Source organism: Pandoraea terrigena (genome assembly GCF_902459705.1).
In the GTDB taxonomy this organism is placed as follows: domain Bacteria; phylum Pseudomonadota; class Gammaproteobacteria; order Burkholderiales; family Burkholderiaceae; genus Pandoraea; species Pandoraea terrigena.
In genome coordinates this window covers 143,214-165,142 of record NZ_CABPRU010000007.1, presented here as the reverse complement: position 1 = coordinate 165,142, position 21,929 = coordinate 143,214, and the positions used below count along the sequence as shown (strand labels likewise).

The 21,929-nt window shown below is 61.6% G+C and carries 20 protein-coding genes and 1 pseudogene; 14 read left to right on the top strand and 7 right to left on the bottom strand.

Annotation, left to right across the window (positions count from 1 at the left end; translation table 11 throughout):
- Window positions 1-74 precede the first annotated feature (74 nt).
- The 3 genes from PTE31013_RS15745 to PTE31013_RS15735 are packed head-to-tail and all read right to left on the bottom strand — an operon-like array spanning window position 75 to window position 3,723.
- Window positions 75-1,391, bottom strand: coding sequence for an MFS transporter (locus PTE31013_RS15745; RefSeq protein WP_150613712.1), 1,317 nt, complete (start codon window positions 1,389-1,391; stop codon window positions 75-77).
- On the bottom strand, window positions 1,388-2,611 hold the full coding sequence (locus tag PTE31013_RS15740) for a M20 aminoacylase family protein (RefSeq protein WP_150613711.1): 1,224 nt from the start codon (window positions 2,609-2,611) through the stop codon (window positions 1,388-1,390). The genes PTE31013_RS15745 and PTE31013_RS15740 overlap by 4 nt, the downstream gene beginning before the upstream one ends.
- Before the next feature lie 32 nt (window positions 2,612-2,643).
- Entirely contained in the window at window positions 2,644-3,723 is a 1,080-nt protein-coding gene (locus tag PTE31013_RS15735; protein ID WP_150613710.1) for a porin, read from the bottom strand.
- A 258-nt stretch (window positions 3,724-3,981) separates the two neighbouring features.
- Between PTE31013_RS15735 and PTE31013_RS15730 the strand changes: the two genes are divergently transcribed.
- The 11 genes from PTE31013_RS15730 to PTE31013_RS15680 all read left to right on the top strand — a co-directional run bounded on the left by PTE31013_RS15730 (window position 3,982) and on the right by PTE31013_RS15680 (window position 14,699).
- Window positions 3,982-4,941: a LysR family transcriptional regulator gene (locus tag PTE31013_RS15730; protein ID WP_174978587.1), complete on the top strand. Its 960-nt coding sequence runs from the start codon at window positions 3,982-3,984 to the stop codon at window positions 4,939-4,941.
- 375 nt (window positions 4,942-5,316) lie between these two features.
- Window positions 5,317-5,904 (top strand): TetR/AcrR family transcriptional regulator, encoded by a 588-nt coding sequence (locus PTE31013_RS15725; RefSeq protein ID WP_150613708.1) that lies wholly within the window; start codon window positions 5,317-5,319, stop codon window positions 5,902-5,904.
- Window positions 5,905-5,974: 70 nt separating this feature from the next.
- A complete protein-coding gene (locus PTE31013_RS15720; RefSeq protein WP_150613707.1) occupies window positions 5,975-6,430 on the top strand; it encodes a MaoC/PaaZ C-terminal domain-containing protein in 456 nt (151 codons plus the stop codon).
- On the top strand, window positions 6,427-7,200 hold the full coding sequence (locus tag PTE31013_RS15715) for an enoyl-CoA hydratase/isomerase family protein (RefSeq protein WP_246174617.1): 774 nt from the start codon (window positions 6,427-6,429) through the stop codon (window positions 7,198-7,200). Before PTE31013_RS15720 ends, PTE31013_RS15715 begins: the two co-directional genes overlap by 4 nt.
- 2 nt (window positions 7,201-7,202) lie before the next feature.
- Window positions 7,203-7,574 (top strand): Zn-ribbon domain-containing OB-fold protein, encoded by a 372-nt coding sequence (locus PTE31013_RS15710; RefSeq protein ID WP_150613706.1) that lies wholly within the window; start codon window positions 7,203-7,205, stop codon window positions 7,572-7,574.
- Window positions 7,571-8,725, top strand: coding sequence for an acetyl-CoA acetyltransferase (locus tag PTE31013_RS15705; RefSeq protein ID WP_150613705.1), 1,155 nt, complete (start codon window positions 7,571-7,573; stop codon window positions 8,723-8,725). The genes PTE31013_RS15710 and PTE31013_RS15705 overlap by 4 nt, the downstream gene beginning before the upstream one ends.
- Window positions 8,726-8,880: 155 nt before the next feature.
- Complete coding sequence (locus PTE31013_RS15700) at window positions 8,881-10,236, top strand: phenylacetate--CoA ligase family protein (protein ID WP_150613704.1); 1,356 nt, start codon at window positions 8,881-8,883, stop codon at window positions 10,234-10,236.
- Window positions 10,233-11,423: a CaiB/BaiF CoA transferase family protein gene (locus PTE31013_RS15695; protein WP_150613703.1), complete on the top strand. Its 1,191-nt coding sequence runs from the start codon at window positions 10,233-10,235 to the stop codon at window positions 11,421-11,423. Before PTE31013_RS15700 ends, PTE31013_RS15695 begins: the two co-directional genes overlap by 4 nt.
- Window positions 11,423-12,361 carry a CoA transferase gene (locus PTE31013_RS15690; protein ID WP_174978586.1) on the top strand — a complete coding sequence of 313 codons (939 nt, stop codon included), beginning with the start codon at window positions 11,423-11,425 and terminating at the stop codon, window positions 12,359-12,361. The genes PTE31013_RS15695 and PTE31013_RS15690 overlap by 1 nt, the downstream gene beginning before the upstream one ends.
- A gap of 100 nt (window positions 12,362-12,461) precedes the next feature.
- Entirely contained in the window at window positions 12,462-13,523 is a 1,062-nt protein-coding gene (locus PTE31013_RS15685) for a hypothetical protein (RefSeq protein ID WP_246174614.1), read from the top strand.
- A 120-nt stretch (window positions 13,524-13,643) separates the two neighbouring features.
- The gene (locus PTE31013_RS15680; protein WP_150613700.1) at window positions 13,644-14,699 is read left to right on the top strand and encodes a 2Fe-2S iron-sulfur cluster-binding protein; all 1,056 of its coding nucleotides are present in this window, start codon (window positions 13,644-13,646) and stop codon (window positions 14,697-14,699) included.
- Here the strand turns inward: PTE31013_RS15680 and PTE31013_RS25165 are convergent.
- Window positions 14,654-14,815 (bottom strand): annotated as a pseudogene (locus tag PTE31013_RS25165) (IS3 family transposase); the annotation flags it as partial. The gene PTE31013_RS15680 and the pseudogene PTE31013_RS25165 sit on opposite strands and share 46 nt — an antisense overlap.
- Before the next feature lie 27 nt (window positions 14,816-14,842).
- Here PTE31013_RS25165 and PTE31013_RS15675 point away from each other — a divergent pair.
- Window positions 14,843-15,523, top strand: a complete 681-nt coding sequence (locus PTE31013_RS15675; protein WP_150613699.1) for a TetR/AcrR family transcriptional regulator — start codon at window positions 14,843-14,845, stop codon at window positions 15,521-15,523.
- Between the two features lie 122 nt (window positions 15,524-15,645).
- On the opposite strand, the gene PTE31013_RS15670 is transcribed toward PTE31013_RS15675, so the two are convergent.
- The 3 genes from PTE31013_RS15670 to aroQ are packed head-to-tail and all read right to left on the bottom strand — an operon-like array spanning window position 15,646 to window position 18,360.
- Window positions 15,646-16,998, bottom strand: a complete 1,353-nt coding sequence (locus tag PTE31013_RS15670) for an MFS transporter (RefSeq protein ID WP_425495573.1) — start codon at window positions 16,996-16,998, stop codon at window positions 15,646-15,648.
- A gap of 22 nt (window positions 16,999-17,020) precedes the next feature.
- Complete coding sequence (locus tag PTE31013_RS15665; RefSeq protein ID WP_150613698.1) at window positions 17,021-17,896, bottom strand: shikimate dehydrogenase; 876 nt, start codon at window positions 17,894-17,896, stop codon at window positions 17,021-17,023.
- Complete coding sequence (aroQ, locus tag PTE31013_RS15660) at window positions 17,893-18,360, bottom strand: type II 3-dehydroquinate dehydratase (protein ID WP_150613697.1); 468 nt, start codon at window positions 18,358-18,360, stop codon at window positions 17,893-17,895. The genes PTE31013_RS15665 and aroQ overlap by 4 nt, the downstream gene beginning before the upstream one ends.
- Before the next feature lie 323 nt (window positions 18,361-18,683).
- Here aroQ and PTE31013_RS15655 point away from each other — a divergent pair, with 323 nt between their 5' ends.
- Both PTE31013_RS15655 and PTE31013_RS15650 read left to right on the top strand, forming a co-directional pair.
- Entirely contained in the window at window positions 18,684-20,573 is a 1,890-nt protein-coding gene (locus PTE31013_RS15655) for a bifunctional sugar phosphate isomerase/epimerase/4-hydroxyphenylpyruvate dioxygenase family protein (protein ID WP_150613696.1), read from the top strand.
- Window positions 20,574-20,647: 74 nt separating this feature from the next.
- Entirely contained in the window at window positions 20,648-21,826 is a 1,179-nt protein-coding gene (locus tag PTE31013_RS15650) for a porin (protein WP_150613695.1), read from the top strand.
- Window positions 21,827-21,929: the final 103 nt, after the last annotated feature.

Here is a 21,929-nt window from a genome sequence, read left to right as displayed (position 1 = left end):
CGATTCATCGTAAATCGATGGGGCGCTTCACCCACCGGTCGAATGACCCGGCGCGGCGCCGGGGCAGGCTCACCTCAATCCAACGTCTTGCCCACCATTTCCTCGCTCTTGAGCACCGCCACAAACGAAACCAATCCAATCGCAATGACGTAGCCGGCCGGTGCGAGCTTTGAGCCGGTCACGCCGATCAGCCACGTCGCAATGAATTGCGCGAAGCCCCCGAACACCGAGACGCCCAAACCATAGACCATTGCCAAGCCTGTGGCACGGATATGACGCGGGAACACCTCAGTGATCATCGTGACAGTCGTCACCGAAATGAATACCGTCGGAATCGTCAGCACTGCGGCCACCACCAGCAAGCGACCGGTATCGGGTGCCGCTGTCAGCCACGCGAACGCGGGAACGATCGATGCGAGCAGGATCACACGGGCAATTGTCACCACGCGCTTTCGCCCCCAGCGATCGCTTGCGATGCCGGCGACTGCCGCCAGTCCCATTTGCAGGCCACCCGCCACGAACGATGCCCACAAGCCACTCGATAACGACAGCTTAAGCACGCCCACGCCGTAATTGGTGAGGTAGTGCAGCGAGATGTAGTTCGACGAAGTCGCGCCTGCCGTCATGAGTATGCCGAGCACCAGGGCACGACGGTGTGCGCCCATCACTTCGGCAATCGGGCTGCGCGCCCCTCGCTTGGCTGGCTCGGCTTCGTGCGTCTCGTCCAGATGCTTGCGAATGTAGGTCCCCAGTGGAATCAACGCCATGCCAATCAAAAACGGCACGCGCCAGCCCCACGCCAGCAGTTGCTCCTGCGACAGCGATGCGGTCAGGGCCAGCCCCACGAGCGAGCCGAGCAGCGTCGAGAACGCCTGGCTAAACAATTGCCAGCTCGCGAACAGACCACGATTGTTGGCGCTGGCGTATTCGAGCAGCATCGACGTAGACGCGCCCACCTCGCCGCCCACCGCGAAGCCCTGAACCAAACGGCCGAGGACCAGCAACACGGGGGCGGCCATACCGATTTGGGCGTATGTTGGCGCCACCACGAATACTGCCGAGCCCGCGGCCATCAGCCACAGCGTGAGCGTCATGGCTGCCTTGCGGCCTCGTCGGTCGGCATAACCGCCGATCACAATGCCGCCCAGTGGCCGCACCACAAAGCCCACGCCGAACGTCGCCAGTGACAGCAGCAACTGCGTAAGCGGCGACGCAGCGGGAAAGAACAGCTTGCCCAGCACGGTCGCGAAATACGTGTAGATCGCGAAATCGAAGAATTCCAGACCGTTCCCGATCGTGATCGCCGCGATCTTCTTCGTGAGCGATGCTGCAGGGGCGCTCTCGGCGCCTGGTGCAGCCTGCGCTGCAGTGGTGTCGATGCGGGTCGTCATGCTTTGTTCTCCATGCGCAGGAATCGCTCGACCAAACGCGTCCAGTACGTTGCTCCGATCGGCAGCAGCGCATCATTGAAATCGTAATGCGGGTTGTGCACCATGCAGCCGCCCTCCCCTTCGCCGTTACCGATAATCAGGTAGCTGCCCGCGCACGCCTCCAGCATGAACGAGAAGTCCTCGCTGCCCGTGAGCGGCTCGAAATCGTCCATCAGGCCCTGCGGGCCCAGCCATTCCAACGCCACCTGACGCGCGAATTCGGTCATTTCGACGTCGTTGACGAGTGCCGGGTAACGCCAGCGATAATCGACGTCGACATGCGCGCCGAACACGCTGGCCTGTGCATTGACCAGTTCAACGATGCGATCACGCAACTGCTCGCGCACTTTCGGCAGATGTGCGCGCACTGACAGGCGCAGTTCAACGCTGTCCGGGATCACGTTGGGCGCGTCGCCGCCGTGGATCGCACCGACCGTCACCACGGCCATACGGCGCGGGTCGACGTTGCGCGAGACGATCGACTGCAGCGCCACGACGATGTGCGATGACACCAGCACGGGATCGACACTCATGTGCGGCATCGAGCCGTGTCCGCCGCGGCCGTGCACGGTAATGATCACCGTATCCGACGACGCCATCGCCGGGCCGGCACGGAAGCCTATCTTGCCGACCGGGAAGCCCGGCATGTTGTGATAGGCGAACAGCCCGTCGCATGGGAAGCGCTCGAACAGGCCGTCCTCGATCATCTTTCGCGCACCGGCAAGGCCCTCTTCGGCGGGTTGGAAAATCAAATGCAGCGTGCCATCAAAATTACGCGTCCTGGCCAGATGACGGGCCGCAGCGAGCAGCGTCGCGGTGTGGCCGTCGTGGCCGCATGCATGCATCTTTCCCGAATGTCGGCTGGCGTATGACTTGCCGGTCGCTTCCTGGATCGGTAGCGCGTCCATATCGGCACGTAGACCCAAGGTACGTGCGCTGTCGCCTACCTTGAGCGTACCGACCAGCCCCGTCCCGCCGATACCGCGCGTAACTGTGTAGCCCCACTCTGTCAGCTTGTCCGCCACCAGGTCGCTGGTCTGGAACTCCTCGTAGGCCAGTTCGGGGTGGGCATGAATTTGGTGGCGCAGGGCCCGCATGCTGGCGTCGTGCTCAAGAATGTCAGCCGGAATGTCGGCGTCGACCGCCGCCGGAAAGGCGTGCTCAGTGGTGTCGTGTGGCATGGGGTCTCCAGTCATGACAAGAAGGCGATGCATCAGAAACGGTGTGTCACGCCAAGGGCTGTGACGAAAACGTCGCGCCCGGCGCTGGTCGGTGCGCTGTCGAGCGTGAGTGACGACGCGCCACCGTTGGCGATCCAGGCAACGCGGGTGTACAGGGCCGTACGCCTGGACAACTGATAGTCATAGCCGCCGAGCGCGCCGAAGGCATGAGTACCGCCTCCGGCCACCAGGCGCTCGAGCACGGACAGCTTGAACACGTGCGGGCCGACCGGCAACGTTGCGCCAATCAGGTAGGTTGTGGCAATGCGACCCGACGCAACGTTCGGCACGATGCGGTTGTAGGCCAGCGACAGCGTGGCGTTGCCAATTTTGTACGACACGCCCGCGCCATAGTGGTCGGTGGCCTGAGACAGGTCGTTGCGCACCACGTTGTACGAAATTCCCGCATACATCCGCGGGTTCTCGTACTGCGCGAGATACCCGGTGTAGTGCGCCGGCGTGCCGCCGGCGGAGGCCGCGCTGAAGCCATAAAGGAGCTGACCCGAGAAGCCGTTCATGTCGGGCGTGGTGTAGCTCACCGCGTTGGCCACGCGGGAGTCGATACCGGTAGCGTTGCCGCCCAGGTCCGACGAGGCATACGCTACGTTGGCCATCAGCGAGAACTTGGTCAGGGCGAACGGATCGACCTGAGACGACAACGGGAAGATTGTCGGAAACTGGCGACCGAGCTTGAACATGCCGAACCGGCGCGACTTCAGCCACACGTTGGCTTCACGATTGAAGATGGTGTTGGTCGACTGCAGCGTACCGTTATTGGCGTTGAAGCCAGACTCCAGACGGAAACCCGATTCGAGCCCTCCGCCCAGATCCTCCGTGCCGGTCAGGCCAAAGCGCGAGGTCGAGCCCGCCCCGCTCCCCACTTGTGTCGAGCTGCCCTTGCCCCCCGAGTCATAGCTAACGTAGTTGTCGACCGCGCCGTAAAGCTGCACGCCCGCCCGCGCCGGGGCGCTGCCCATGGCCAGGAGCGTACCGGCGGTGAGACCGGTCAGGGTGACGCGCGCGGTGAAGCGATTCGCACGACGTGTGTCGGATCGATTGGGGGTTTGACGCATTGGACTCCTGTGCCTATGCCTTGTCGGCCGTCGAAAGCGGCCGTGCTTATGGATCGTTTGTGTACGACTTGTAAAGTTCGACGCATGGTAGCCAGATCGATTTGCAGCGGGTAGGCAACGCCAAATTTCGGCGTCAACCAATGGTTGACACCCATGCCAGGCCCGTCGATGATTCAATGTCACAGCCAAGTCGCGCCGGGCTTGGCGTCATCGCCTCGCGATGTCCGCCTTCCTTGCGCGTGAACCATGTCGATAGCGATGAAACTGCATCAACTCGAATGTCTCGTGGCCGTGGCGGATCACGGCAGTGTGCGTACCGCTGCGAATCGGCTGGGGCGCTCGCCAACGGCTATCAGCAAGGCAATGCGGGAACTTGAGCAATCAATGGATGTGGTGTTGATGGAGCGGCGCCCCGACGGCGTGTCACTCACGCCAGCGGGGACTGCCCTGCTCTCGCACGCGCGGCTGATCCTGGGGCAGTTGCGTCGGGCGAGCGAGGATGCCGTGCTGGCAAGTGCCAAGCAGGGAGGCACGATTCGCATGGCCGTCACCCCCTGGTTGATGCACGGGGTGATTCCGGCGGTCGTGCGGGCGTTTCGGCAACTTCGGCCCGACGTGCAGATCGACATCGCCGAGCATCTGGGTGGGGACTATCCGGCCATGCGCAACGGCCAACTGGATTTCGCCTTTGGACCAAACCCGGACGTCGGCCAGGAGCGCGCACTGGAAGTCCGGCCGATCTATACGTATTCATTCGCAGTCGTCTGCCGCCCAGGCCATCCGGCGGAGAACGCGCGTGCGATTTCCGAGCTGGCTGGCTACGACTGGTTGCTCAGCCGGTCGATTGAGCGCACGGCGCATGCGATCCGGGCCCTCCTGGAAGACCAGCGCGACGGTGCCATGCAGCGCTGCCACTTCGCCAGGTCGGTCAACGCCGCGCTGGCGATCGTGCGCTCGACCGACATGCTTACGGCCGTGCCGTGGCCGCTGATCGAGACGCCCGACATGCGGGACCGATTCGTCGCACTCGATTTCGACGCGATTACCGACGAGGGCACGACCTGCCTCATCACGCGTCGCTATGAGCCGTTACAGGGCGCGGCACTGGCATTCCTGGAGACATTCTGGCGAGTGGCACGGGAGTTGGCCTCTTCGCCGGATGGTCCGACCCGCCGCATCTTCAGCATGGTCGAGCCAGCCAGTGAGCGTGTCGGCTGAATAGGCGGGCGAAAGGTAACGCTCGTTGCCATCCCTCTCGATTCCCAATGCAGCCTTCGACGCTCCGCCTCTACAGAACCAATCTCTCATACGTTCGCCACTCGTGCGAGCTTCACGCTCACGTATCGCTTTGGGTACGGTCGATCTTGGGCCGGCACCGCGCAGGTCTTTCGCGCCATCCTGTTGGCTAGGGCGACGATCACCACGTGCGGCGGTCGCTATCGCTTCATTGGCACGATTGCCAGCGCATCCGGTGCAACGCCAGCGTAGCTGGTGCGTCTCGGTTCTCACCGCGCTCGCAGGTGGCCCGTCAGCGAGTGCTGAAGCACGATCGGATAGAATGACGGGATCATTTATCGTAAAAAAAGCAAGGTCATGGCACGTACGCGGGCGGAGAACTTCGACGACATCAAGTCGCAAATCCTGGCGGCAGCGGCACATCTTTTTGCAGAGAAGGGGTTCAGAAATACGAACATCATCGATATCGGGGCCGCCTGCAACGCTTCGAAGTCGAGGATGTATCACTACTTTCCGTCGAAGGAAGCAATGCTCGAGGCGATGCTGCTCGAGCACGTGAATGGACTGTTGGCTATCGCGCGCGACATCACGACTTCCAAGCTGAATCCGGAAACCAAGCTGCGCGAGTTCGTACTGGCACACCTGAAGTACTACTTCGAGTCGCGTGATTGCCACAAGGTCCTCCTCGGCGATGCGGAGTATCTGCCGGAGCCCGTGCGCGAGGAGGTGCGGCGTGCCGAACACCGACTGGTTGGGCAACTCTCAACGCTGCTCGAAGAGCTGAACGCGGCAAAGTTTGCGTCCCGCCTCGATGTGTCGGCTCACGCAATGCTCATCTACGGAATGCTCAACTGGACCTATACCTGGTACGAGCCGACGGGCAAGCTGGATCTGCCGACATTGGCGCGAAAAGCGTCGGACCTGTGTCTCCACGGACTCCTCTAATTTTTTTGCCAATTAATTGACCGTCCAGACGGATTATATATATACTGCCTTCAAATACGGAGGCGGAGACATGAACTTTCTGGACAAGTACTTCGACGAAATCGAGGTGGGTGAACGGTTCGTCACGAGAGGGCGAACCATTACCGAGACGGACATTGTGCAGTGGTGCGCACTCACGGGTGATTGGTACGTGCTTCACACGAATGCGCACTACGCGCAAAGCACGCGCTTTGGTCAACGTATTGCTCCCGGGCTGCTGGTGCACGCCGTCGCAGCCGGCCTCGGCGTCCCGCCAGATGCGCCGGCCATCGTGGCGAACTACGGCACCGATGCCCTCCGCTTTGTCGCGCCGACATTCATCGGCGACACCATCAGGCTCGAGAGCGAAGTCATCGGGCGGGCGGACAAGCGGCCGGGAAAAGATGGCGTTCTCAAACTTGGCTGGAATGTCTTCAACCAGAACAACGAGCTCCTGCTCAAAACCGACATTCAGATTCTGATGAGCTGTCGCGGGAGCGCAAATTGAATACGTCCGGCACCGTACGACTCACCGTCAAATCGGCGCTGGCACGCGTCAGCTTGAACAAGCCTGAGGCAAAGAACAGCCTTTCCATCGACGAGATGGCAGCCGTCGGCGCGGCGGTGCAACAGGCGGTGGAAGTCGGCGCGCGTTGCATTCTCATTTCGGGAGAAGGCGGCGCCTTCTGCGCCGGACGCGACCTTAAGGGCACCGATCCCGAGCGCGACGATACCTACGACATTCTTGCGCACAAGATCAATCCGGTGCTGGAAGTGGTGAGACGTTGCCCTGTCCCCACGATTGCGGCTGTTGCTGGGCCGGCATTGGGGTTCGGCTTCGGATTGGCATTGGCCTGCGACATCACTGTCGTGGCGGATAACGCCATGCTTGGCAGTCCTTTTCGCAAAATCGGACTGGTCATGGATTCGGGGGGACACTACTACCTCCGCGAACGGCTTGGGCGACACCGAGCGGCTGAACTGATATTCACTGGACGAATGCTGACGGGGCGCGAGGCCGCCGCGATGGGACTCGTCAACCGCAGCGTAGGTGCTGCGGACCTCGATGACGTCGCCACGGCACTTGCGATGTCAATTGCCAACGGTCCCACCAAGGCGTTTGCCGCCAGCAAAGAAATTCTCGACGCTAGCGCGACGTATGCCGAAGTTGCGGAACGTGAAGCCGTCAAACAGGCCGAGGCAATGCGCGGGGTCGATGGCAAGGAGGGCCTCGCGGCGTTCATCGCGCGGCGCCCCCCCGTGTTTATCGGGAGATGATCATGTGGCCCGTCCCGGCGCAATCCGCGAGAAGCGTGTATTTGAATGGCCTGCAAAACGGGAAGTTGATGTATCAATTCGACCGGATTGTCAGCTTGCCGGTATTCTTCCCGCGCGAGGTCGGCCCCAGCGGGCGCCCCGACGCGCTCGAGTGGCGTGAAAGCGCGGGGCTGGGGACGGTCTATTCGATTACCCATTTCCATCCCAGATCGAGGCCGCCTTACGCGATCGCGATCGTCGAACTTGATGAAGGATTCAGGTTGATGTCGACGCTCGTCGGCACACCGTCCGACACCCCGATCGGTACCAGGGTGCGGGCCCACTTCGAGACAACCGACACCGGACCTCGTGTCGTATTCGAGGTGCCTTCGTGAACCAGGATCTTCGTGGCTCAACCGCGATCGTCGGCGTCGGCGTCAGTGCGTTCCCGGCACTGCCGCCAGGATGTTCGCCGATAGATGCAATGGCGTTGGCAGTCGCTGAAGCGCTGCAAGACTCGGGCGTTGCCATGGGCGAAATCGACGGTGTTTTCGCTGCGGGCCTGCAGGTGTTCATGCCGACGTTGAGCATTTGCGAGTATCTCGGCATTCAGCCCCGCTACACCGACTCCACTCAAGTCGGTGGGGGGTCGTTTATCGCACATCTCAATCACGCGCAGGCAGCCATTTCGGCAGGGCTGTGCGACGTGGCGCTTGTGGTCTACGGGAGCACGCAGCGCTCCTCGGGTGCGCAGTTTGTGTCGCATTCGGAGCCCAACCCGTACGAAACGCCATACGCGTATCCCGGACCGGTTGCCGCCTATGCCTTGATGGCGCAGCGGCACATGTACGAGTTCGGAACGACGCGAACGCAGCTGGCGAACGTGGCCGTCTCCGCCCGCAAGTGGGCTGCGCTGAATCCGCTGGCGAGCGAAAGAGCGTCGCTCACGGTTGAGGATGTGCTGTCCTCACGACCTGTCGCCACGCCATTTACCGTTCGCGATTGCTGTCTGGTCACCGATGGCGGCGGCGCGGTGATCATGACGTCGGCGGCCCGGGCAAAGTCATGCAGGCGCACGCCCGTCTATCTGTTGGGCGCAGGCGAGGCGGTTACCCATCGCAGCATTGCGCAAATGACGGATCTCACGTCGACGGGCGCGTCGATCTCGGCTTCACGAGCGTTTTCACAAGCTCGGCTGACACCGGATGACATCCATGTCGCGCAACTCTACGACGCATTCACGATCATGCCGGTCCTGTTCGCCGAAGACATCGGCTTTTGTGCGAAAGGGGAAGGCGGTGCGTTCCTGGCGGACGGGCGCACCGACCCGGGAGGCGCGTTTCCCATGAACACCAACGGCGGCGGATTGTCATTCGGGCATCCCGGAATGTTCGGGATCTACACAATCATCGAGTCGGTTCTGCAACTGCGCGGGGACTGCGGAGCACGCCAGGTGAGCGGCGCGGAGATCGCACTAGCCCACGCACCTGGCGGTTACATGTCGAGTCATTCAACAGCCATTTTTGGCACGCAAGCGTCGTTATAAGGCGGCTGGATGCTTCGCGTACTTGTCGTGGTGTCGACCCACGAATCGTTGTGATCGAGCCAGTGGCGATGGCGCGATTGTGTAGCAGCGTTCCCCACAATGGCCGGCCAAGCCAAATAAATAATGTCCAATCCAAGATGGACAAGGAGACAGTCATGGAGGCAGTCGAATCGGAACACTTGCAAGGCGACTTCGCGTGTCGCGAGGACGTGCTTGCCACGCAAGACAGAAAGCTGGCGTCGCTTGGCACACGACTGTCTGCGTTCCCCGCCTGGATGGATCATTTCAAGCGGGCGGGGCTTACCCCGAATGACCTGGCGGATCGTCAGGCATTGAGTGCGCTGCCCACGCTGGAAAAAGCAGACTTGCGTTCGCACTATCCCTACCCGTTCCTGACCGTGCCGCTGGAGCAAATCGCCCGGTTCTGTGCAACGTCCGGGACCACCGGGCTGCCCGTGCTCTTTGGGTTCACCCGGCACGATTGGGAGCATACGATCGTCAAGCAGTTGAGTCGAATCTTCAGAACGGTTGGCATTGCTCCCGGCGATCGCGTCTACCAGGGCTATGGATATGGCTTGTGGATCGGCGGCACATCCATGGATCAGGCGCTACATGCGTATGGCGCCGTGAATTTCCCGGTGGGGCCTGGACGCGGCGACTTGGTCGTTCAATGGCTTCGCGATCATGCGTACACGGCGACAACCATGTCACCGCTGTGGCTAATGACGCTCATTTCGCTTGCGCAGAAGGCCGGCATCGATCCGAAGAAGGACTGGCGTCTGCGGTGTGGTCTGTTCGGCGGTCAATCAGTATCGACGTCATTTCGCAGGGAGCTCGAGGGCATGATGCCGCCGGGATTCGTCGCCCACAATATCTATGGTTCGACGGAGGCCGGTGGTCCAATTCTCTCCATCTCGTGTGAGCATTCTCACGAATCGGATGAGATGCATCTCATCAACGACGACTCGGTCATGACGGAGATCCTCGATCCGGTCACACTGCAACCCGTAGCGCCGGGGCAGATCGGAGAGATTGTCATCACCACGCTCGACAAGGAAGCGTCCCCTGTCGTTCGATGGCGCACTCGCGACCTGGTCCGTTTGTCGGCGCATCCCTTCGATTGTCCTTGCGGCAGGCGCGGATTCCCGTTGATCGGCCGTATCGTCGGGCGATCCGACGACATGCTGAAAGTGCGCGGCGTGATGGTGTATCCGTCGCAGATCGAAGACGTCATCACGGGCCTCGATGGAACGATCAAAGAGGCATGGCAAATCTACGTGGACAAACGCGCTGACAGCCTTGACACAGTTGAGGTCGCCATTGAGCGCGTGGCGAACGCCGCCGCGACGCGCGAAGCACTGGAGAAGGAGGCTCGGACGAAGCTCAAGGCGCGTCTCGGTTTATCCTGCACGGTGGTCTGTCACGAGGAAGGCACGTTACCCAGGTACGAGTCAAAGGCCGTGCGCGTTGTTGAACGCCCGGCGTCGGTGGGTAAGGAGGGGGCGCTATGACGTCTCTACACGGGCTGAAAGTCATCGATCTCTCACGCGTGCTGGGCGGACCGTTCTGCACGCAGCTATTGGCCGATCACGGTGCCACGGTGATCAAGGTGGAGCCGCCGCAGGGTGACGAGACCCGAGGTTGGGGCCCGCCGTTCAAGCAAGACGCGTCTTCCTATTTCATCGGCGTTAATCGCAACAAGCTGGGGATGGCGCTGGATCTGACGCAACCCCAGGCCAAAGACGTCTTGCTCGATATGTTGGCGGATGCCGACGTGCTCGTCGAGAACTTCAAGCCGGGAACGATGGAGCGATGGGGACTCGGATTCGAGCAGACGCTATCCAAGCGCTTTCCGCGGTTGATTCACTGCCGAGTGTCGGGATTTGGTGCGACAGGACCGCTTGGCTCCATGCCGGGGTACGACGCCGTAGTGCAGGCGATGTCGGGCTTGATGTCGGTCAACGGAGAAAAGGGCGCCCAGCCGCTTCGAATGGGCGTTCCCGTCATCGACATCGTCACCGGCATGAATGCCGTGATTGCCATTTTGCTTGCCGTACACGCACGTGAATCTTCCGGGCGCGGGCAGTTTGTCGAAGCGACGCTGTATGACTCGGGTGTTTCGCTGATGCATCCGCATTTGCCGAACTTTCACCTGTCGGGAAAATCGGCAGCGCGTTCCGGAAACGCGCATCCAAACATTTGTCCCTACGATATGTTTTCAACGGCGACCGTACCGATCTTCCTGGCCATCGGGAACGACCGCCAGTTTGCAACGTTCGCGGACATCATTGGCGACGCCGCCTTGGCGAATGACCCGCGATTCCTGACCAATGCGCTTCGACTCGAGCACAGCCAGGCGCTTCGGGCGGCCATCGAGCAGCGAATCGAGGACGTTGAGGGTGTTGTTCTTGCCGAGACGCTGATGCAGGCCGGAGTTCCGTGCGGCGCGGTTGTCGATACGGCGGCAGTCGCAGCACACCCACATACCCGGCATCGCGATATGGTCGTGGAGATCGGTGACTATGTCGGAACCGGATCGCCAGTCAAACTCTCGGAAACCGCTGCACGGTATCGGACGCCACCGCCGATGTTTGCTGAGCATGCGCGGCAAATTCTCGAGGGAATGGGATACGACGAGAATAGGATTGCGCTGTTGTTGGCGACCGGCGCCGTTCCTACGGCCATGAGGGGGGCATAGTGAACCTGTTTCCCCTCAAAGGCGTGAAAGTCGTGAATTTCGGCCTCAATCTGCCGGGCCCGATGCTGTCCATGCGCCTGAAGAACAAAGGGGCGGAGGTGCTGCATATCGAACCGCCGGCGGGCGATCCCACACGAAGCATGTTTGTCGACGCGGATGGCACGCCGGTATTGCATGCGTGGCTTCACGCAGGCAGCGAGGTGCTTTCGCTCGACCTGACGGATGAGGTTCAACGCCGTCGCGCGCTGAGCGAATGCGAGATAGCCGACGTCGTGATCGACAGCTTTCTGCCCGGGACGCTCAGCAAGCTGGGTATCGATTCAGGCAATCTGCGGGATCGCAACGCGGAACTCGTCTACTGCGCCATCGTAGGGTTGGGTGGCAACGCAGATGCCGCCGCCTTGCCGGGCCATGACATCAATTTCCTTGCGGCCAGTGGTTTGGCGCACGCGCTCGGTCTTTCGCCGTGGCGAAAGCTTCCGACCTTTCCCGTCGGCGACATCGCGGGCGGCGTGCTGGCCGCCGAAGCGGAAGTACTCGCTGCGCTCTACGCAAGATCGAAGTCGGGGACCGGAAGGCATATCGAGATCTGCATCGCCGATGTGCTTGAAGGCTTGAATCTCCTGGCGGACGTCGCGCGCCAAGTTCCGGACGATCGTTTCAGCGCCTTTCTATCGGGAGATTTTCCGTGCTATCGCATTTACGAAGCCGCCGACAACACGATGCTTGCACTGGGGGCGCTTGAACCCAAATTCTGGGCGCGATTTTGCACACTTATCGGCTGCCCGGAACTGATTCGGCATCAATTCGACACCCGTGAGAGCGATGGCCGCTGTCATCAAATTGTCGAGCAAGTCCTCCGCAGTAAAGGTGCGTCGGAATGGGAGGCCTTGTCGCTCTCTGCCCCATGCTGCTTAACCGAGGTAAAACACGGTTAATTAATTACCCGTCTAGATGGATAATTTAATTATCCAATACGTGAATCGTAGTTTTCCCACTATCAGGAGAATCTTAATGACCCAATCCAATTGCGATCAGTTGGCCGAGCAGATTTCGCCGCCGCCGGTCCTGCTTGATGAAATGCCGGCGCCGGACGAATTGCTGTTCTCGACGACAGCGGCTCCGGCGATCGATCCGAAGAATATCTTCCCGCTCGAATGGAACGTCGAGACGCCGAAGCTATATGACATCTACGATACGGCCCGGGATCCGGGATGGTCGCCGCACACCTTGCCTTGGGATACGTTGGACGTCAATGCATTTACGCTCGACCAGCGCTATGCCATTGCCTACTGGTTCGCATTGTTATCGGTCTTCGACGGGTCCGGGCCGACGGTGTTTGCGCGAGCCATGATTCACACCTACGAAAGCAAGCAAGAAGACCCCATTCGAAAATGCTTCTTCTCGGTGGTCAGAGACGAGATGAATCACGAGGAGGTTTGTGGTCGCGCGATTCGTCTGCTGACACCTGGCGGACCGCTGGGCTACGAGCCCGAAACAGCACTAGGAAAGCTCGCGAGAAATAACGTGCAGTGGCTGTACTACAACGGTTCACGATACTGGACCGGCTTTAACAAGGCCGTGGACAAGTATCCGTTACCGATTCTCTTCACATCGTTCCTGTTCGGGGAAGTTGCATCTTCCACGCTGTTCCATGGGATGTACCAAAAGACGGAAATTCCGGTGTTCAAGGAAGCTTTCCGCCGAATCGGACAGGATGAGGGACGTCATCTTGGAATCTGCCTCACGGTGCTTCAGAAGCTACTTCCGCACTTGAGCGAGGAAGACAAGGAGATGATCTCGATTCAACTGCGCGCCGGCTTCGTCTTCCTGTCGGGCATCTTGCACGAACCGCCCGCACAGTTCTGGGACCTTCCGCCGACGTTCATCCCGGCACAGCGGTCTTTGGAGGACGTGGCCCGATCCGCCGGGTTCGGCGTGCTCACATTGGACGAGCGTGTCGAGAACTGGCGCACCGCCGTTTTGCGGATGAAGGCGAATCTGGATCCGTACGGCATCGAGTTTCCCGCGTTGCCGGAGGTGGGCATCAGTGGCAAGGAGGTGGTTTACGACCCGGAGAAGGTCATCCCCATCTTCTAATCGAAACCACGCATTCGCAGCGATCGTCCGGCAACTGCACTGGCGGTGATCGCGCATCGATGTGCCGTGAAATGAGGTCCGGCAGCGAAACGGTGCCGGACCAACTATAGGTTTGACGTCATGACAACTTGTGAAGTTACGGTGCTTAACACCGGGGCGAAATTCTCGGTCAATCAGGCGGACATCATTCTCGATGGTGCACTGGCCCAGGGGATTGCGCTGCCGCATCAATGCCGAGGCGCATCCTGTGGGACCTGCAAGGTCAAGGTTGCGCAGGGGGCCGTCGATCATGGCTGGTCGTTGGGGCTGGCTATCTCGGATGACGAGAAAGCGCAGGGCTATTGTTTGCTGTGTCAGGCTCGGGCATTGACGCCAACATTGAAGATCGAGCTCCCCGTGGGCGACGATGTCGACGCTCAGACCCCAACGGTGTTTTCCTCTGAAGTCTTGAGCACCGTGAATCTGACGCCTAAAGTCAAGCGAGTCGTCTTGGCGGCGCCGGTCGATGCCGGTTTTACCTATCCCGCTGGCGCCTACGTCGAGGTTGCGATCCCGGGAGTTGCCCCCAACCGTATGTACAGCCTGGCGGCTGCCGATGAGAACACTGGCATTCTGGAGCTGTTCGTCTCGCGTCATCCGTCTGGACTAGCGAGTGGTTTCATTCACGACGAACTGAAGGTCGGAGATCGGATTCAGGTGCGCGGACCGTTTGGCACGTGCCGACTGCCGCAGGGGGACGGGCCTGTCGTCGGCTTGGCTGGCGGAACGGGGCTTGCCCCGGTGCTCGCCATCTTCGAGGATGCGCTGGCGCGTGGCGTCAGCGACGCAATGCTGCTGATGCTCTCTGTTCGGGAAGTGCAGGAGATCTTCGCACTCGATCGATTGGAGACGCTCACGCGTCGTTATCAACATTTCCGGTACCAGATTGTCGTGACGGAAGAAGTCAGCCGCTATACCGCCGAGCCGATGCTCGCGCCGTTGTGGATTCAACAGACATTTTCATCCATGGCGTCGCACCGAGCCGTCATCAGCGGCTCCCCAGGTTTTGTTCGGGCGTGCGTGCAGGCTTGCATGGCGCTCGGGCTTGCTGCCGATCGCCTTTCCACCGACAGTTTCGCATCTTCGGGGGCGGCGTCGGGCACGTGCACGCCGTCGCACTTGCTTGGCGACCGATAATTGCCGGCCTTCGAGACACCGTGTCGACGGCAGAGGTCCTTGATCGGCTAACCAGCCTCGGCCTCCCGCAGGAAGGCCATCATCCGCTCTCCAGTGAGATTGGTGCGTGCTAACATTCTCGTTTTCGTTGCCAGCCAATAGCCATGAAGCGCGCGGTGAAATCTGAAAGTCAGGGGTCTGTCGCGGCGGCGCCTGCCGCCGACGGCCGGCGCAAGTACGACGCCGAACAGACCAAGCAGAACATTCTGGATATCGCGACGCACGAGTTTTCCACGATGGGTTTGTCGGGTGCGCGCGTCGATGCGATCGCCGAGCGCACGAACACGACCAAGCGCATGATCTATTACTACTTCGAGAGCAAGGAAAAGCTGTATCAAGCCGTGCTCGAGAAGGTGTACAGCGACATTCGCGCGCTCGAACAGGTACTGAACGTCGACGCCATGCCGCCCGCCGAGGGCATGCGCAAACTGGTCGAGTTCGCGTTCGATTATCACGACAAGCATCGCGACTTCGTGCGTCTTGTGGCCATCGAGAACATTCATCAGGCGAAGTACGTCGAGCAGCTCAAAACGTTCAAGAACCGCAACGCCACGATCATCACCACGCTGGAGTCGTTGCTCGCGCGCGGCACGGCGAGCGGCGAGTTCCGTGTGGGCATCGACGCGGTCGACCTGCACCTCATCATCAGTTCGTTCTGCTTCCACCGCATTTCGAATCGCTACACGTGGGCGGCGGCCTTCGGGCGCGATCCCTCTCACGCACGCCTGCGCACGCAGCACCGCGACACGCTTGTTGACCTCGTGCGGCGTTACGTGGCTGCCTGAGGCGCTACGTCCACCGTATATCGAGAACCACACGCCCGGTTCGATCCGATGTCGAGGTCATGCGAAATGCCCCGGCACGCCTTGACGGCGTACCGGGGCATTCCGTTGGCCGGCGACGACGATCAGCTTGCCAGGTCGATACGCTTGATGTCCCCCACCACGAAAATGTAGGACAGTGCGCCCACGATCGCGATGGCGCCGATGAGCGTGAGCGCCCAAACGAACGAGCCGGTCGCCGCGACGATGAAGCCGATCACGAGCGGTGTCACGATACCAGCGAGGTTGGCCGCGAAGTTGAAGATGCCGCCCGTCAGGCCCAGCAGGTGCTTCGGCGCGATGTCCGAAACCAGTGTCCAGCCAAGCGCCGCCATGCCTTGCGCGAAGAACGCCACCGACAGGATCGCGATGACGATGGCATTGTTGTCGACGTAGTTCGCCGCCACGATGCTCGACGCGCCCAGCAAGCCTGCGATGATCGGCAGCTTGCGGGCCACGTTGGCCGAGAGGCCGCGACGCAGCAGCCAGTCTGACAGCGAGCCGCCGAACATCACACCGACCGATGCCGCAATGAACGGCAGGATGGCGAAGAAGCCGATCTTGAGCCAGCCCATGTGACGCTCGGTCGCCAGATACGTCGGGAACCAGGTGAGGAAGAACACGAGCGTCGAATTGCCCGCGAACTGGCCGATGCAGATGCCGAGCAACTGGCGGCGACGGATCAACTGACCCACCGTCTTCCAACTGAACGGCTGACGCTCGACTGCGACCGCGGGCGCTGCCGCTTCATCGCCGCGAATGTAGGCCAGCTCGGCGGCGTTGGCGCCCGGGTGATCCTGCGGTTCACGGTAGAAACGCCACCATACCAGCCCGAACAGCACGCCCGCCACGCCGACCGTGATGAACAGCACGCGCCAGCCGAAGGCTCCCGTGATCGCGAACAGCACCGGCGAGAAGAACGCCAGGCCGATGTATTCGCCGACGGTATAGGTGCCGGTGGCCATCGCGCGCTCGGTCTGCGGGAACCACGTGGCCACGACCCGGCTGTTGACCGGAAAGCAAGGCGCTTCGACCAACCCCAGGCCGAGCCGGCAGGCGATCAGCCCCGACAGCCCAGTGACGAGACCGTGCGCGAGCGTGCAGATCGACCAGAGCGTCATCGCCAGGTAGTACGTGACCTTGCTGCCGACGCGGTCGAGAAACATGCCGCCCGGTACCTGCGCGAGCACATAACTCCACGAGAACATCGAGAACACGATGCCCATGACGGCAGCGGACAGCCCCAGCTCCTTGGTCAATTGCGGCGCGGCAACACCGAGCACCGTGCGATCGAGATAGTTGATCATGGTGCCGATCGCCAGCAACGCGAGAATCTTGTAGCGTGCGTTGCTTCGCTTCGTACCGGCAGCCACGCTCGTGACGCCCTCCGCTCGTGCTTCTACGCCTTGAGATCCGGCGCCTTGTGATGTGTAAGACATGTCTCCTCCTTGGGAAAGGGTATCAGCTCGACAGCAGGCTTCGGAAGTGGCTGAGCATGCGGTCGGGATCCGGTGCCATACGCGTGAATATCTGGTAGGCATCCACCGCCTGGAACACGGCCATGCCGCCGCCGTTGAGCGTGCGGCAACCCAGCGACCGGGCGGTACGGATCAGTTCGGTTTCAAGCGGGAAATACACGACGTCGGCCACCCACATCGGGGCACGCAGCAACGCCGCCGGAATCGGCATGCCCGGTAACTTGGTCATGCCGGTAGGGGTCGCGTGAATCACGCCGTCGGCATCGTCCAGCGCCTGCGCAATACTGGCCACGGCCAGCACGCGTGCCTGCGGAAAGCGGCCCGCAAGATCCTGCGCGAGGTGGTTGGCCTTCGCGGCATCGACATCGAACACGCGCAGTTCCTGCGCGCCGAGCTTCATGGCGGCATGGCCGACGGCGCAGCCCGCGCCACCGGCGCCGATCAGCGCCACGCGCGACATCGCCACGTTGCCCGGCATGTCTTCGCGGAATGCGCGATAGAAGCCAGACCAGTCGGTGTTGTGGCCGATCCGGCGCCCGCCGCGCAGTACCACGGTGTTCACCGCGCCGAGGGCTTTCGCGTCGTCGGACAGTTCGTCGAGCAGGGCAATGATGGCCTGCTTGTACGGGTAAGTGACGTTGAAGCCGTCGTAGCCCGCCGCCTCAAGCGCCTTCACCGTGGCCGGCAGGTCCGCGGCGCCGCGCCCGAGTTCCGCCATGTCGATACGGCGATAGACATACGACACGCCCATGCGGCGCGCCTCCTCCTCATGCATGGCCGGGGACATCGAGCCACCGATGCCGTCGCCGATGAGACCGATGAGCCACGATTTTGGCTCGGCACGCAGATCGTTCTTCATACTCTCTCCGTTGCGTCACCCAGCAGTTTGGCCAAGTAACGCAGGCCATACTCGTAACCGTCGGAGCCCGCTCCGCAAATCACGCAGCGCGCGACGGCGGATACATAGGAACGATGACGGAACGCCTCGCGCTGATGCACGTTCGAGAGATGCACTTCCACGACGGGCAGATCGGATGCGCGCAATGCGTCGCCAATCGCGACCGACGTATGCGTATAGGCTGCGGGGTTGATCACAATGCCGTGCGCTTCGACACGGGCCTGATGGATCCAGTCGATGATCTGGTGCTCGGCATTGGATTGGTGGAAACGAATGTCCACGCCCAGTGCATCGCCCACGCGACGACATTTCGCCTCGACATCGGCAAGCGTCTCCGAGCCGTAGATGGCTGGCTCACGCGTTCCCAACAAGTTCATATTTGGCCCGTTCAGCACCCATACCAACGGCCTCGTTCGATTCGACATCCCTTCTTCACTCCTCTTCACGTTACCTGCTGGCGCGGTGCCCATCGACACGCCTGGGATGGTCGGTACGGTTCGCCATCCGCGCGCCAACGTAGCGATTCACGCTCAGCAGGCCACCGATTCTGCGAATAAAAACGTCGGCCGTCATCTGGGGTTAACTATAATTTTAACCATCTAGTTAGTTACTATAATTCGCATCGTAACCGTTGCTGAACTTGAATTACTTTTCGTTATGTGTGATCTAACTGGTGTGTATATCCAGTCATCGATCATCGAATCACGTCGCTTTTAGCCCCTTGACGGGGGATCAGACCGCACTGCGCATGAAGACATCCATTGCCACCGTATCGCTGTCGGGCATGCTTCCGAGCAAGCTGACCGCCATTGCCGCCGCCGGCTTCGACGGCTTCGAACTGTTCGAGAACGACCTGCTGTACTTCGACGGTGCACCGAAGACCGTGCGCTCGATGGCCACCGATCTCGGGCTGGCGATCTATCTCTATCAACCGTTTCGCGACTTTGAAGGCGTGTCGCCGGCCCAGTTGGACCAGAACCTCGAGCGGGCACGGCGAAAATTCGATGTGATGCACGCACTCGGGGTCGACACGATGCTGGTGTGCAGCAATGTGTCGCCGAACGTGATTCGCGACGATCGCCTGGCGATCGATCAGCTTGGCGCGCTTGCTGAACTCGCCCGTCAGGCCGGCGTCACCATTGCCTACGAAGCGCTCGCATGGGGCGCACACGTCAACTCGTATCGCCACGCGTGGCAGCTCGTGAAAGCGGTCGACAGCCCTCACCTCGGCCTCGGGCTCGACAGCTTCCACACCTTGTCCATTGGCGACGACGTCACCGAACTGACGACGATTCCCGGAGAGAAGCTGGCCTTCTTGCAGGTCGCCGATGCGCCGCGGCGCAAGATGGACGTGCTCGAATGGAGCCGCCACTACCGCTGCTTCCCCGGTCAGGGCGATCTGGATGTGACGGGCTTCGTCGCCAATGCGCTGGCCGCGGGTTATCGGGGTCCACTGTCACTGGAGATCTTCAATGACGGATTCCGGGCCGCCCCGGCCGAGGCGACCGCCAAGGATGGCATTCGCTCGCTGCGCTATCTCGAATCCCAGGTGCGCGACGTGCTGGCCGAGCGCAAGGCGACGCACGGACTCGACATGCTGACGCGCCTGCCGCCGGCACCGGCGGCCATCGATCTTCAGTTCCTGGAGTTTGCGGTGGATGCCAACGCGCGCGCCACACTCACGACGTGGCTCGAGAAGCTCGGGTTCCTGCGCATGGGCCGCCATCGTTCCAAGGATGTCACGCTGTTTCAGCACGGACGCGCGTCCATCATCCTCAATGCCGAGCCCGATTCGTTCGCCAGCGCGTTCTTCATGCACCACGGCGTATCGCTGTGCGCATCGGCCTTTCGCGTGCCGTCGGCCCATGACGCCGTGACGCGTGCAGCGCAGGTCGGCTACGCGCGCTTCGAAGGACAGGTCGGGCCAAACGAGCGCAATGTACCCGCCGTGCTCGCGCCAGACCAGAGCCTGTTCTACCTGGTCGACGAATTGCCCGATGCGCCAACGCTCTTCGAGTCGGACTTCCATCTCACGGACATCGACGGGCCGACCCAGACCGGGCCGATCACGGCGGTCGATCACGTGGCGCTGTCGGTGCCGGGCGGCTCACTCGAGCGTTGGGCACTGTTCTTCCGGTCGGTGTTCGGGTTCGAGGCGGAGCACAGCGTCGTGCTGCACGATCCTTACGGACAGATCCAGAGCCAGGCGATCCGCAGCCCCGACGGGTCGGTGCGCATCGTGCTCAATGCCTCGGTCGACCCACGCACGATCCACTCGGAGACGATCTCGGCCTACAAGGGCTCCGGGCTGAACCACGTGGCGTTCCGCACCGACGACATTGCCCTGGCGGTTCGTCGACTGGAAGGCGACGGTGTGCCGATCCTGCGGATTCCGCAGAGCTATTACAACGACATCGCCGCGCGCTTCGGTCTGGACGAGGCGTTCGTCGACACACTGCGCAAGCACAACATCCTGTACGACCGCGACGCGAACGGCGGCGAGTTTCTGCACGCCTATACCGCGCAAGTCGACCACCGCTTCTTCTTCGAACTCGTCGAGCGGCGCGGCGGCTATGACGGCTACGGCGCGCCCAATGCGTCCGTGCGGCTGGCCGCGCAGTCGGCACGCCGCAGTTGAGTGCAGCGCCGCCGAGTTACCGGATTTTAGAAAAACAAGCACTACCCACGTCAACAACCTAGAAGGAGACACACATGAGAAATGCACGTCAGTGCAGGCACGCGCTTGCACTCGCCGCCGGGATGACGATCGCAGGCGCGGCATCCGCGCAATCGAACGTCACGCTGTACGGGATGGTCGACAGCGCGATCACCTACGTGAATAACCAGAACGGCGCGTCCAACGTCTATCTGCGGCAGGGCAATCTCTATGCGTCGAAGTGGGGGCTGCGCGGACGTGAGGATCTGGGCGGCGGAACGGCGGCAATCTTCGACGTGCAGGCCGGTTTCGACCTGAACACGGGCGCGGCCGCGAGCGCCGGGCAGTTGTTCAATCGCCAGGCGTTCGTCGGCTTGCAGGACAAAAAATTCGGCACGGCGACGATCGGCCGTCAGTACACGCCGTACTACCAGTTCGTCGGCCCGCTGACCGGCAGCAGTCTTTTGACGGGCGCCACCGGCGCGCATCCGGGCGACATCGACGGCCTCGATACGACGATTCGCATCAACAACGCGATCGTCTACACGACGCCGACATATGCGGGTCTGCAAGCCAGCGTGATGTATGCGTTTGGCGGCCTTGCCGGCAGCACGGGCAAAGGCAGCACGATCAGCGCGGCCTTGCGTTACGACAATGGTCCGGTGTCCGTCGGCGCGGGGTATTTGCGCCTGAACAATGCGGCCACGACGACCGGGTTCGACAGTGCGTCGACGGGGTCGTTCAGCACGTCCGTGTTGAACCAGGGATATGTCAGCGCCCGGGCGTTGGAGCAGTGGGCGGCGGCGGCCAACTATTCGTTCGGCAACGTCACTCTGGGCGCGAACGTCTCGCACGTGACCTACCTGCCGGGGAGCCGATCAATCTTTACCGACTCGGCGATCTTCAATACGGTCGGCGTGTTGGGCGTGTATAAGGTCACGCCGGTCTTCGATGTCGGCGCCGGCTATTCATTCACCGCCGCGACGAGTGCGAATGGCGTGACCGACAGCGCTCGCTATCATCAGTTCTCGCTGCGTGAGTATTACCGGTTGTCGAAGCGTACCGTGTTGTACGCGCTGCAGGCGTATCAGCACGCGAGCGGGCAGACGCTCGGCAAGAACGGGGCGGGGAACATCATCGCCGCCTCGCCGGCCGTCGGCGACTCGCAGAACCTGACCGGATCGAGCACGTCCGGCCAGTTCGTCGGCATGCTCGGCATGGCCGTCATTTTCTGATCGTATTGCAACGTCCCCTGCGATACGCTGGAACCCTTCCCGCCGGCATCGCTGCTGGCGGGGACGGTGCGTTGCTGCGTCATTGGCGGTGACGGCTTCCCCA